This is a genomic window from Gardnerella sp. DNF01198P (assembly GCF_049244165.1).
In the GTDB taxonomy this organism is placed as follows: Bacteria; Actinomycetota; Actinomycetes; order Actinomycetales; family Bifidobacteriaceae; genus Bifidobacterium; species Bifidobacterium swidsinskii.
In genome coordinates, this window is sequence record NZ_CP058382.1 from 570,308 (window position 1) to 582,590 (window position 12,283).

Sequence of the window (12,283 nt, forward strand, 5' to 3'; positions counted from 1 at the left end):
GGTGATTTATATGGATTTAGACTCAGCATCAAATTCAATCAAGGAATTTGATATTAAAAAACACTGCCATGTTAACACAAATGAAGATGGTGATCGTTTTGTTGGTATCAAAGCTGATTCTGATAATGCTATGGTCTATTTTCCAATCGGATATGAGTTGCCAAAAACCGATGCTGAAATCAGAACAGACATAAAGCATTTAATACAAGTGTTATCTGAATTTACAACAAAAGATGACAGATTATTGGCAATTAATAAGTTTACAGCACCACAATTGGTAGGCTTCCCTATCAATGCGTATAAAAATGTTATAGAATATTATTTTTCAATTGGTGGCGCCTATTATGTTGAGAAAGAGCAAGTATATACTACTGCTTCAACTGGTAAGCAGGATTGGGCAAGAACTGCACGAAAGCAAATGCCTCTTGTTCAAAGCAGAAATGGTGTGAGTTCTTTTGTATTTACACAGTTTGAAGTTCGATCTTCAACTCCAAATGACACGAAAGAAATAACGCAGATTAATAGATTCTGTGTGTATGAAGCGTTTAAGAGACTTGGATGGCTGTATGTTCCCTATATGCCAGAGGAATCAGGGTCACATCCGGATATTAAGACGTCAATAAGAATTGTCCAAAACAAGCTTGCTACTACAAATGACGATAGGAAGAAATCCTTATTTCGTAGCATGAATGACATGCTTGAGTATATGGATGAGAAGACTTCCGATAAGCAATTCTACTTTGGTACAGATGACTTTGATCACGTGTGGGAAAAATTAATTGATCGAGCATTTGGAGAGAAGGACAAAAATAAATATTTTCCTCGTTCAAGATGGTTGCTTGACTACGGCAAATACAAAGAAAAGAGGCCTTTGATACCGGATACAATCATGATATATAACGATAAATATTACGTTCTTGACGCTAAGTACTATAAATACGGTTTGACTGGGATTCCTGACCATCTGCCTAACGGTTCGTCAATCAATAAGCAAATTACATATGGCGAATATTTGGAAAAGAATAAGAATGTAGATGCGAAATCTCTATTTAATGCTTTCATCATGCCGTACAATATGGCAAAGAACTATTTTAGTCTGACGTCTTTTGTTGGAAACATTGGTGAGGCAATTGGCGACTGGAGACGCAACAAAAAATACTATGAACGAATCCAAGGAATTGTGATTGATACAAGATATCTAATGTACCATTATTCAGGTAAACCGATAAAGGAAAAGGCTGCACTTGCAGAATCTATAGAGTCTGTTCTGAGCAGGAAGGAAATAAAATTTACAAAGGAATCATCTCTTTCTAAAATAGTATCTTATGCGCGTAAGCCTACTGATTCTATGGTTGCCGAAGACCGTGGCACGTACGATATAGATTAAATATAAAAAATACTATTGCAGAATCTCTGTTTGTAGTACTACAGACAGAGACTTTATTTTATAGTTCTTCTTTTTCCTTTTCTTTTCCTATATCGGTCTTGTGTAACTCTGTTGCAGCATTCTTTGCTACAGAAACGTTTCCTTGTTGATGTGGTATTTACAAGGAAATACCGACCACATCTAGGATTATCACAGGGGCGATATAACTCAAGATCTGGTTTCAAGTAAAATATGGAGAAATATACAGCACTAAGAAGTGAATCTACTTTCCAGGAAGGAGTCATGGTTTCTGGATCATAAACAGGATGTATATCTTTAATATTGTAATTAATTTCTTCCTTAATTAGAAACTTAGCGATTTCAATTACTGCTACTTTCATTATTTCAGAGAAATTATTGGAGCTATCTCCATTCATGTCATAAAAGAAGTGAAATAGGAAATCGGAAATTTTCTTAGCTGTATCTTGTTTCTCATAATTAACAAACATCAAAGTTACTTTAATATATAGCTCGTTTTGAAATCCTTGAACAGATTTATAACCTCCAATACTATCGTTATAATCATTGATGCTCAGATTATATGTGCCATATAAAGAGTCTGCAATAGTGTAGGTATCTCCATCAAATTTTTCCTATTTTCTTTTAGGAGATAATTCAGATGGAGAGTTGTTAATCGTTTCAAGATAAGAATTGTGGCAGCTTGAATAAGGTTTATTCATAAAATCTGTATTTATAGAAATATCCTTACGGAGGAGTAAAGAGATAACCAATTCGCAAATCTTTTTATAATTCTTTCTAATTTCACTACAGCAGTCATTAACTCAACTGTCGCTTTCAATCGGTTGATTATTTCATACAAAATTTTTTCATCGAATCCAGTATAGGAAGTTTCTGATACAGGAAATAAGAAACCATTGCTTTTAAAGAAAGAAAAAAGTTCTTTAGTTAGTTTGTTAGATAATGAAATTAATTTACCAAGTATATTTCGATCCTCTGTGCTTACATTAGATGCAATCCGAAATAAACCACCTTTGGCAGTGTAACCAAATTTCAGGTATTGCTTGTAATTTTAATCTGATTGTAGGCTCTTTCCCTGGAGATGTGTGTTCTATATCTTCAACGCAGTCACAACTACAGCTTTCAAACATAAATAAAAAATTTTCAAAATTATTTACGGAATTTTTTCTTTGATCAAGGGCATTTTGAATCCTTTCTATTGTAATAAAGTCATGGATTATAGCATGGCTTTATTTTTTGGTTGCAAAAAGTAATGTCAATTTATTTGGAATATATCGCTTATATACTTTAATGACGAGTAATGTAAATAATTTAGCATTACTTTTCCATTAAAGTTATGCTATTTTTTACTATCTTCTATTACTTTCTTTACTTGATTATATTTAATTCAGAGTTAATCAATAACTCTGATGTGATTTCAACTAATGAAATGAATATCGTTGCATAGGTTGAGAACATCAAATTTAAATCACAAAGCCTGATTAGCTATAGGGCGATGAGATACATCGTAGAGTCTCTACGGGTTTATTCCGTGGGGTGCTATGTGAAGTACCTCTATTTTCCTATGGTTATTTTCAGTTAAGAAAGCCGGTACTTCACCTAGAGTACCGGCTCTTTTTGTATGTTCTCTCCATCGCTCCGACCGCTACAGAACGCCTGCTTATTACACGTAAAAACATATAAGGAGAAAAATTATGATAGAAAAAGTAAACCCGTCACATGTCGACAAGATTGCGGATCGTATTGCTGGAGCAATTGTTGATCTGGCTTACAAGCTGGATGAGAATCCGAAGATTGCTGTTGAAGTGATGCTCGGGCATGGTAAGTGTGCCGTGTGTATTGAAAGCACGGTGATGTTTAAGTTTAAGGATATTAAAAATATTATCCACCGTTTAAGTCCTGGGAAAGTAAAGATTGATATTACGGTCGTGCCGCAGGATAAGCATTTAAGCCGAAACCAGGATGGTATGGTTCGCTGCGCTGATAACGGGATTTTTAAAGGCATGCCACTAACAGCTGAGCAGAGGAAGCTTTCTGCTATTGCTCGAAAGGTTTATGAAAAGTATCCGTATGACGGCAAGTATGTTCTTGATGGTGAAAAGCTTATCATCTGCCAGTCTCACGCTAAACGAGAAGACTTATTGAAAGACTATCCGAATGCGTTTGTTAATCCTTTAGGCGACTGGACGGGTGGTATCAGCGTGGATACGGGAGCGGTTAACCGAAAACTCGGGTCAGACATGGCTTATGCTGTTACGGGCGGCGGACTTCATGGTAAGGATCTTACGAAAGCTGATGTGTCGGTTAACATTTACGCGTTTTTGAAAGCGCAGGAAACCGGCCGGGTGGTTGAGTTTTCTTGTGCTATCGGGGATGAAATGGTTGATGGTAAACCGTATTCGCAGATTGTGAAAATTGCGAAAGATTATATTGACTCGGTGGGTGGTTTTGAAAAGCTGGCTTGCTGGGGTCTTTTCTAACGGGAGGAAAGCTTATGGAAAAAGAAATGCAGTATTATCTGGCTGACGTAAGTGAGCTTATCCCGTATGTGAGAAACGCTCGCACGCACTCTGAGGCACAAGTATCTCAGATAGCGGCAAGTATTCGCGAGTTTGGTTTTCTATCCCCAATTCTAGTGGCGGAGGATAATACGATTCTCGCAGGCCACGGCAGGCTTGCCGCGGCATTAAAACTGGGTCTTAAAAAAGTTCCGTGCGTGAAAGAAAACCATTTAACTGAAACACAAAAGCGTGCTTATATTATTGCGGATAATAAGCTTTCACTTAACGCAGGCTGGGATAGTGAGCTTTTAGCAGTCGAGTTATCGGAGCTTGAAGGGGCTGATTTTAATCTTGATCTTCTCGGGTTTGATGAGGCGGAGCTTTCCAGTATTTTTGATGCTGATAAAGACGTGAGTGATGATGATTTTGATGTTGAAAAAGAGCTGGAAGAACCGTGTTTTTCTAAAACGGGTGACATATGGATGCTTGGTAAGCATCGTGTTATTTGCGGTGATGCTACTAAGTTAGAAACATTTAAGACGCTTCTTGAGGATACTAAAGTGAATCTGGTGGTTACTGATCCGCCTTATAACGTGAACTATGAGGGTTCTGCTGGGAAAATTAAAAACGATAATATGGAGGATGATAAGTTTTACCAGTTTCTTTTCAACTCGTTCGTGAACATGGAGCAGGCGATGGCGGATGATGCGTCTATCTACGTGTTTCATGCTGACACGGAGGGGTTGAATTTTAGAAAAGCATTCCAGGACGCGAGGTTTTAGGCTTATACCCTTTAATGCCTGATCGTATGAGAGTTGACCGGGATGATAGTGGCCAAATTTTTTACGAGTATACGTTAAATGATAGTGATGTTTTAGTGGGTAAAGAAACGAGTGTGAAACTTAAGCCTTTTGATGTGCTTCATATTCCCGGTCTTGGTTTTGACGGGCTTGTTGGCTATTCGCCTATTGCGATGGCAAAAAATGCTATCGGTATGGCGATAGCTACGGAAGAGTATGGTGCATCGTTTTTCGCTAACGGTGCTACACCAAGTGGAATCTTGGAATACCCCGGTACAGTAAAAGATCCGTCTGGTATGAGGGATAGTTGGAATAAGGGGTTCTCGGGTTCTAACTCGCATAAGATAGCGATTTTAGAGGAAGGCATGAAGTATACGCCTATTTCTATTTCGCCTAACGAAGCACAGTTTCTTGAAACTCGTAAGTTTCAGATTAACGAGATCGCTCGTATTTTTAGAGTCCCACCACACATGGTTGGTGATTTAGAAAAGTCGAGTTTTTCTAATATTGAGCAGCAGTCGCTGGAGTTTGTGAAATACACGCTTGATCCTTGGGTGGCGCGTTTTGAACAGTCTATTACGAGACGGCTTTTTACTGATAAGGAGAAAGAAACTTATTATGTGAAGTTTAACGTGGATGGTCTTCTTCGAGGAGACTATCAGAGTCGTATGAATGGTTATGCTACCGCTCGTCAAAACGGTTGGATGAGCGCGAACGATATTAGACAGTTAGAAAACTTGGATAAGATTCCCGCCTGTGAAGGCGGCGACTTGTATTTGATTAACGGCAACATGCTCCCACTTAACCGTGCAGGAGCGTTCACTGTAATTGGTAGAAATAAGTTAGGTGATTAAGATGAATTTGTGTCTTGATAATATTAATATAACATGTTAAATTAATATTATTATAGTATAACTGTTTAGACAGTGGATGAATCATTTAGGCAACGAAGACATAACGAATTATCTTAACGTTAAGCGAAAAATAGAATTTAATCTCTATGGATACTTAACTAAGATAATATCCTACACTATGAGAGTATACAACAAATTAAGAATATAGAATTCTAGGAGGTGTAATACTATGTCTAAGAAAAAAATGTATATTTCGCTAGGAACTTTACTTTTATTGGTTCTATTTGTATTTACTGGAATTTTTATTATTGGAAATAATCAAGCATCAAAGAATAGTGGGAATATAGCTCATAAATTGATGCCAGTAAACGTAGCTTATGCTGAAACGTTAGATGATATAAAGGGATCCATGAATAAGTTGATGGTGGAATTAGAAACTGAGACGAAGACTAATCCACAAGTGGCTATGCAGGCACATCCAGGAAAGTTTATTAGGAATTCTAAAAACTATCAAAGAATATTGAAACTGGGACTGAAGGCAATTAAACCTCTTTACGATGCTATTTATGATAGTAGAGATGCTGGATGCTATGAGTATATTCTAGCTATGGCTATTGAAGACATAACTGGTGAAAAGTTTGTTTACAATTCTGACTATGGTTGGAAAAATTCGTTAGAGTTTAGGATGGCTTATGACGAAAAAGTAAACAATACAAGGTTTAATGTTGAAAGAATCAGTAATAATGAAACTTTGAATGATCATGACCGAACTCAGAAATTTAAGGAATTAGGGATTTTTGCAGTTTCTGATTTAATTAAAGAGTATAGGAAAAGTGATTCCAAAGTTTCTAAACCATCGATATTAGAAGCTGTTAAGGGAATTACTAGTAAGTATAAAGAACTTGCAATAACGGAAAGAACTCCAACTGAGAGTATTCTAGATGAAACGCAATTATTTGATTCTCTAGTTTCCTTAAATGGAAGAGCATACAAGTAAGGTGGATTATCTAACTGTAAAGCTAGTTCTTTAGGTATTATATGAGTGTTATACGAACATGAAGCGACCAAGAAAATCTTGGTCGCTTCTTTATATAAGAGAGGAGGAAAAAGGGGGTTATAGGCCAAAAAGTGTGTAAAACTAAGCTGATGAGTATTCTGTGGCATAAACTAGCCTCAGCACTGTTAAAAACTCAGTCAAGTATCTTAAGAAAGTAACGGTCATATGTTACTGGTGCAGTACGTAATCTGCGTTAACAACAGATAAGCGGGGTTATATGTTACTGGTGCAGTACGTAATCTGCGTTAACAACAGATAAGCGGGGTTATATGTTACTGGTGCAGTACGTAATCTGCGTTAACAACAGATAAGCGGGGTTATATGTTACTGGTGCAGTACGTAATCTGCGTTAGTAACAGCCTTTGACGATTTATTGTTAAATACTCAGCTAATACATGCTTCGAACGCCGCTTAATATAAGAAATAGCCCACATTCGATATACTGCGAGCCTTACTGCTATAAGGGTTATGAGCTTATTTTTACACACTTTTTGTCCAGGTGGCGAATGTGCAGAAAACAGATTCGATTACCGCAAAACCCTTGTATTGCAAGGTCTAAGACATGATTTCTTACACACTTTTTGGCCTATAACCCATTATTAGATTAATAAGGAGGAAAATATGAAAACATTAGTAAAAAAGACAATGGGTCTATTGATGGCTACATTAGTAGCGTTTGGTGTTATGGCTGGAACTACACAGGCGTTTGCGGCTGAAGGACAACTTGTATATAAAGTCGATAGTCAATTAAACGTAAGCGGATCCTTTTTCTTAAAGAAAATTACAGGAACCGTTGATGTGAGTAAGACGGTAACTGCATCTCCCGTCACGCCAATTGAAGGGCAAAAAGACTCTTATACGGGTACTATAAGCGCAAGCGTGGAAGCTGCAGACCTTTTTGAAGGAGCCTACAAAGTATATGAGAAAGAAATAAAAGGACAAGGTTTTGGACCTTTGAAATTTGAAAATATAATCATGTCCAGTGAAGGTGAAAAGTTCCCTATTGCTCAGTATACGATAAAATTCCCTTCTAACTTCCACGTTGATAAAAAGGGAATTAAAGCTACCGAAAACACATCTACTATCAGTGCCATTGAGACTAAATATGTAGAAAAGGATAATTCAGTTGTTATCACTATTCAACTAGGAAATTGGAATGATTATAAAGAATTTTTTAAGCTTGTAGAAAGTGAACGTAATCAAACTGGGCATGAAATTAACGTAAATATCCCATATATAGTAGAAGGAAAAGAAGAATTACTTGGAACTATAACTGGTTCAGGAATTTGCCAATTATACAAATTTGGCAATCACCCAGTTAGTGATCCAATCGTTAACATTACCTCCCCATTAAAGTCACTTGAAATCAAGAGACCGTAGGAGGTTTTGTATGAAATTACTAAAAAATATGGCTGTAACGATAGTATCAGCTACATTGATTGCATCAGCAGCATTTGTGTCACCAGTGTTTGCCGCGGATGGTAGCAAACCGCTTCTATATTTAATTAAGGATTCGTTGGCTGCTACGCCTGAATATTTGGGCGATAGTACGCTAAAGAATACGTATTGGGTTGATGTGGAAAAGAAAGAGATAACCGATGGTTTTACAGGGAAAACTTATTATGGGGTATTTCCTAAGTATTTAACCTCTTCAAGTAAAACAGCGATTGCTGATTTTCCATTTAACTCTTTAGAAGACATGACTAGTACGCCAAATGCGGGGATAGTGAATAACCCTAATACGTATTGGCTTATGCCTACTGGGATGGATTTTGAAGAAAGATATGGTTATCTCGCAGGTAATGATACGGCAGAAGGAGATACAAAACCAGGACAAAATCCTACAAAACCTATCGAAAATCGTGTCAACCCATTTGGCTTTAAGGAAAATGATTTATTAACTCAAGATGAAATTAAAAAGCCAGTTGATAAACTTAAAGTATACGGTGATCTGAAGCTTAAGGGTGGAAACGGATTCTAAAGCGGTTGGTGAGCTACAATCTGGGGATAAACTGAATCTTGATTTTTCAGTTAGTATCCCATGGTTTAAGCGTTATCTCAATGGTTGGACGCTAAGCTATACGAGAGTTGGTGGCACGAATGACGCCTATGTTACGAAATTCCACAATAGCTACGGTAAGGTTGATGCAGGATTTGCTTTTACGCTAGATATTCCAGATGGTGTAGAAGTAGCTAATGATGCATCTGCTACAATTAGCGGAATTAAGGGATTTTCTCCAAGTGTAACAAAAACAAATGATGGTAAAACGCTCATTGTTACATTAAAGAAAGATAATCCTGGAACAACTCAAAAATGGCAAGACATCATTAACCAAGTTAAGAATGTAGATACCAGCAATATCATTGTTTCAGTAACTGGTCTATCTGTGAAAAAGACAGTTACTGAAGGTAAAAATATAGAATTCGAGGAACGGTAGCCGGTTTCTATGATTTTGCTAATTCTTCCACAGAGAATTTTGTGAAAGCAACCACTGCAAGAGAGGATAACTGTGCTAATCGCAATTATTTCTTCTTTGCTGCTGAACAGGATCCTAAAGGGTTAGATGCGAACGGAGAAGAAAATAAGTCTAAACAAATCTCTTATTCTTTCCAAGTGAAGAAACCAGAATCGACACCAGATCCGACGCCTACATATAATACTGTAACTTTTAAAGATGGCGATTCTACGGTTGCTACTGTTAATGTGGAGCCTGGTAAGGCTATTGATACTGATGCGTTGACTAATGAGTCTATGCTGAAGAAGCCAACGAAGGCTGGTTATACCTTCAAGGAGTGGAATACGAAGGAAGACGGTAAGGGTGAGACGTTTACGGGAGCAAGCATAGTTAATGGCGATATGACTGTGTATGCTATTTACACGAAAGATCCTGTACCAAATCCGGATCCAACTCCGAATCCTCCGGCACCGACGCCAACTCCGTCACCGAATCCAGAGCCTAACCCAACTCCAAATCAACCTGCGTCGGAACTGAAGCTGCAGCCGCAGACACCAGCTCCTCAGCCGCAGCCTGAAAAGCATATTGGCATGATTCCTAAGACAGGCGAATCGGCATCGTTTGCAGGCTTGCTCGCAGTGCTTGGTTTCTCAATTGCTGGACTTGCACTTCTTCTTAAGAAGAAAATGATGAAAAAAACAATAAGTAGGCACTGCTTGTTTTAAGTAACCGGCATTGTTTATTAGAAGATGGCTCTAGCGATATGTTAGAGCCATCTTTTTGTATGTTATCTTTTGAGTGTTATTTGAGATAAGCTTTCTTATTTTCAATAATAAATAGTATGATGCTCCAAACTAAGGGTTAAGAGCTCAATGTCAAAATTTCAGGATTCCTATAAATAGTTTCAGAGTACAAGAGTAAGATTTCATTGTGTCAACACGTAATGAAACTAGAAGCGTGTTTTGGTAAAAAGATATTTTTAACCATAATAAATATAAAAGTTGGATTTCTACCACAGAAAAAATTGAGTTTTCAGAGAAATGCTCAACAAATTGGATGACATATGTAGATGAACGTCGAATGGAAATAACGTGCGGAGAAGCTCCTTATTTAGTTAGTCGTTATAATGCAACAACTGGCAAAATAATTCCACTTAAGCAACGTATTGGTCTTTTAGAGCGCAATATTAGAGTAGTTAAAGAGAATAGTAATAATGAAACAGATTGGCTCAAATGATCTAAATATGCATTTTTTGAATCTATTTATGGTTTTTAATATCAAGGAGATAGTCTTCTTCTGTCAATAGAAAACCTTCTTGCAACATAGAGCTGGGGTAGTACAGAAGAATTACGTCAAACAATTGATTTTTATAACAACCACAGAGTAAAAAGGCTTAAAAGATAATCGTGCTATTACTGCATAAAATACTTAAGAAATTATCATAAGCCCCTTTTCGACCTATAGACCTTCTTTTTAGTGGATTATATTTAGTCTAATTTTGTTAATCTTTAAAAATTTGTATTAGTTGCAACAGTATATTTTACTTTTTCTCAATGATCGTTTTCTTTTTAACACACCCATTTAGTATAAAATTTTTCATTCATACAATAATTTACTATAAGTCTTTCTTAAAATAATTAATAAAATTTATTATTTGTTACTGTTTTGTATTCATGACTTATAACTGTATTGTATTTTTTGTAAGAAGTAATAGTATCTTTTACCAAAGTTCTTAAATGAGTTCTTAAATGAACTTAAAAGGAAATTAAATGAGTTATTATTTTTTATTGAAAGGTGAATATTATGGGACGTACTAGAACTGAACACAGCACTCCACATTTTACTAGTATGAGTGATTTCTTTGTTGGTGAAATACCAGACGATGATGAAAATTGAAATAAACATGCTGGCGGTTTTGTTATTTTGTAATACAATTGCCAGCATTATTTTGTGAAAAGATATGTTATGGTTAATTTTGTTTCACCTGAACGAGAATTTACATTGATGGATTCTTTGTCATCAATTATTGAGGTATTTGCCTTAAAGAAGTGGCAATGGAGTGTTGAAGTATCAGCATTAGACACTACTTGTATTTTGGATTCGTGTGTTTATTTAGATGAGGCTGATTGTGCAGATATTGTTTTAGAATCCGCTAGAGGTAAAGGTCTTGGGCTTGAATCTCTAACTAGCGGTTTATATGAATTATTGGAACATATAGTATATTCGAATCAGTCTGTTTTGTATTCTTGTTCATCATCTCTTCGAATAAAAGGAGATGCGATTCTTAATCTTTCTAATTCAGCAAGCAAAAATACTGATTATACTTTTTATAGTATGAGTGATAATGCTATTGCTTCGTTACCACCAGAATACTGCGGTGGAAAGTCTACTGGTGAGTTTTCTTCTATTGATGAAAATTTAATTCGTTGCTACTATACAAATAATGGATGGGCCGCAGGTGCTTCTATCCAAGAAGCGACTTTGCATGCGCTTAATGAACTTATTGAACGAGATGCAACATCTAATATTCTTCTTTCTAATATATTTGATGATGTATGCGTAGAGTTTTTAATTCCTAATTGTGAATTATTGAAAGAAATAAAACAGGCTATTGAGAGCGCAACTGGTAACAAGGTGTATATTGTATCGATTCCAGCTTTGTCTGGCTCAGTGGTGCTATCTATATGTTATAAGACAGATAGAGAAGAAATTCCTACTTTTGGATGCGGCGCATCGCAATTTTTAGGATACGCAACATATCGTTCGCTTCTTGAGTTATGGCAAGAGTTATGTGCAGATAAAGATTATTCTAATCCTGAAGAACGTGATAGATCCAAAAGACTAAAACATCTTGTACATTCATATCCAAATATTAAGAAAGCTTTATTCTTAGAAAAAATTAGACAGGATAGTGGGAAATTTTCACAAAAATTAGTGTCATATGATATACGTGACACTTTATCTATTCCTAACATAGAAATTCAGATAAATAATATAGTAAATGATCTTCATAAGTACGGAATAGATATATGGAAACGTGACGCATTCCACTATGAGCGTAAATCGATGAAATGCAATCCTAGTGTTGTGCAAATTGTCGCACCAGGATTGGAACGTTTTCATGTTATTCGTCATGGTTTTCCTGCTGAACTTATAGGTCGTCTAAGAAAACGTAAATCAATAATGTCGATTCGTCAACACAATTAATGT

The 12,283-nt window shown here is 36.4% G+C and carries 10 protein-coding genes and 2 pseudogenes; 11 read left to right on the plus strand and 1 reads right to left on the minus strand.

All coding sequences use genetic code 11. The features are described from left to right. The first annotated feature begins 10 nt into the window (after nt 1-10). Nucleotides 11-1,387 (plus strand): LlaJI family restriction endonuclease, encoded by a 1,377-nt coding sequence (locus HXT44_RS02610; RefSeq protein WP_004110911.1) that lies wholly within the window; start codon nt 11-13, stop codon nt 1,385-1,387. A 53-nt stretch (nt 1,388-1,440) separates the two neighbouring features. Here HXT44_RS02610 and HXT44_RS02615 read toward each other — a convergent pair whose 3' ends face one another. Next, a complete protein-coding gene (locus HXT44_RS02615) occupies nt 1,441-1,875 on the minus strand; it encodes a CGNR zinc finger domain-containing protein (RefSeq protein WP_033888673.1) in 435 nt (144 codons plus the stop codon). A gap of 1,224 nt (nt 1,876-3,099) precedes the next feature. Here HXT44_RS02615 and HXT44_RS02620 point away from each other — a divergent pair. From HXT44_RS02620 to HXT44_RS02665, 10 genes and pseudogenes are all read left to right on the plus strand, one after another. Continuing rightward, nucleotides 3,100-3,885, plus strand: a complete 786-nt coding sequence (locus tag HXT44_RS02620; protein WP_421783085.1) for an S-adenosylmethionine synthetase N-terminal domain-containing protein — start codon at nt 3,100-3,102, stop codon at nt 3,883-3,885. Nucleotides 3,886-3,899: 14 nt separating this feature from the next. Beyond that, nucleotides 3,900-4,685, plus strand: a pseudogene (locus HXT44_RS02625) (ParB N-terminal domain-containing protein); the annotation flags it as partial. Further along, nucleotides 4,679-5,560, plus strand: a pseudogene (locus tag HXT44_RS02630) (phage portal protein); the annotation flags it as partial. The pseudogenes HXT44_RS02625 and HXT44_RS02630, both read left to right, overlap by 7 nt. A 229-nt stretch (nt 5,561-5,789) precedes the next feature. Then, entirely contained in the window at nt 5,790-6,557 is a 768-nt protein-coding gene (locus tag HXT44_RS02635; RefSeq protein ID WP_064621841.1) for a hypothetical protein, read from the plus strand. Nucleotides 6,558-7,238: 681 nt separating this feature from the next. Then, nucleotides 7,239-7,997 carry a hypothetical protein gene (locus HXT44_RS02640; RefSeq protein ID WP_064621843.1) on the plus strand — a complete coding sequence of 253 codons (759 nt, stop codon included), beginning with the start codon at nt 7,239-7,241 and terminating at the stop codon, nt 7,995-7,997. A gap of 10 nt (nt 7,998-8,007) precedes the next feature. Beyond that, nucleotides 8,008-8,598, plus strand: coding sequence for a hypothetical protein (locus tag HXT44_RS02645; RefSeq protein ID WP_421783087.1), 591 nt, complete (start codon nt 8,008-8,010; stop codon nt 8,596-8,598). Continuing rightward, on the plus strand, nt 8,582-9,055 hold the full coding sequence (locus tag HXT44_RS02650) for a hypothetical protein (protein WP_421783089.1): 474 nt from the start codon (nt 8,582-8,584) through the stop codon (nt 9,053-9,055). The genes HXT44_RS02645 and HXT44_RS02650 overlap by 17 nt, the downstream gene beginning before the upstream one ends. Before the next feature lie 41 nt (nt 9,056-9,096). Then, nucleotides 9,097-9,798 (plus strand): InlB B-repeat-containing protein, encoded by a 702-nt coding sequence (locus tag HXT44_RS02655; protein WP_064621847.1) that lies wholly within the window; start codon nt 9,097-9,099, stop codon nt 9,796-9,798. Nucleotides 9,799-10,153: 355 nt separating this feature from the next. After that, nucleotides 10,154-10,309 (plus strand): hypothetical protein, encoded by a 156-nt coding sequence (locus HXT44_RS02660; RefSeq protein ID WP_233186361.1) that lies wholly within the window; start codon nt 10,154-10,156, stop codon nt 10,307-10,309. A 729-nt stretch (nt 10,310-11,038) separates the two neighbouring features. Continuing rightward, a complete protein-coding gene (locus HXT44_RS02665) occupies nt 11,039-12,280 on the plus strand; it encodes a YcaO-like family protein (RefSeq protein WP_102155297.1) in 1,242 nt (413 codons plus the stop codon). The last annotated feature ends 3 nt before the right edge of the window (nt 12,281-12,283 follow it).

Excerpts from the sequence above, each read along its gene's own strand:
- HXT44_RS02665 (WP_102155297.1), top strand. The coding sequence starts at position 11,039 with ATGGTTAATTTTGTTTCACCTGAACGAGAATTTACATTGATGGATTCT.
- HXT44_RS02635 (WP_064621841.1), top strand. The coding sequence starts at position 5,790 with ATGTCTAAGAAAAAAATGTATATTTCGCTAGGAACTTTACTTTTATTG.
- HXT44_RS02660 (WP_233186361.1), top strand. The coding sequence starts at position 10,154 with ATGGAAATAACGTGCGGAGAAGCTCCTTATTTAGTTAGTCGTTATAAT.
- HXT44_RS02640 (WP_064621843.1), top strand. The coding sequence starts at position 7,239 with ATGAAAACATTAGTAAAAAAGACAATGGGTCTATTGATGGCTACATTA.
- HXT44_RS02615 (WP_033888673.1), bottom strand. The coding sequence starts at position 1,875 with ATGTTTGTTAATTATGAGAAACAAGATACAGCTAAGAAAATTTCCGAT.
- HXT44_RS02645 (WP_421783087.1), top strand. The coding sequence starts at position 8,008 with ATGAAATTACTAAAAAATATGGCTGTAACGATAGTATCAGCTACATTG.
- HXT44_RS02620 (WP_421783085.1), top strand. The coding sequence starts at position 3,100 with ATGATAGAAAAAGTAAACCCGTCACATGTCGACAAGATTGCGGATCGT.
- HXT44_RS02610 (WP_004110911.1), top strand. The coding sequence starts at position 11 with ATGGATTTAGACTCAGCATCAAATTCAATCAAGGAATTTGATATTAAA.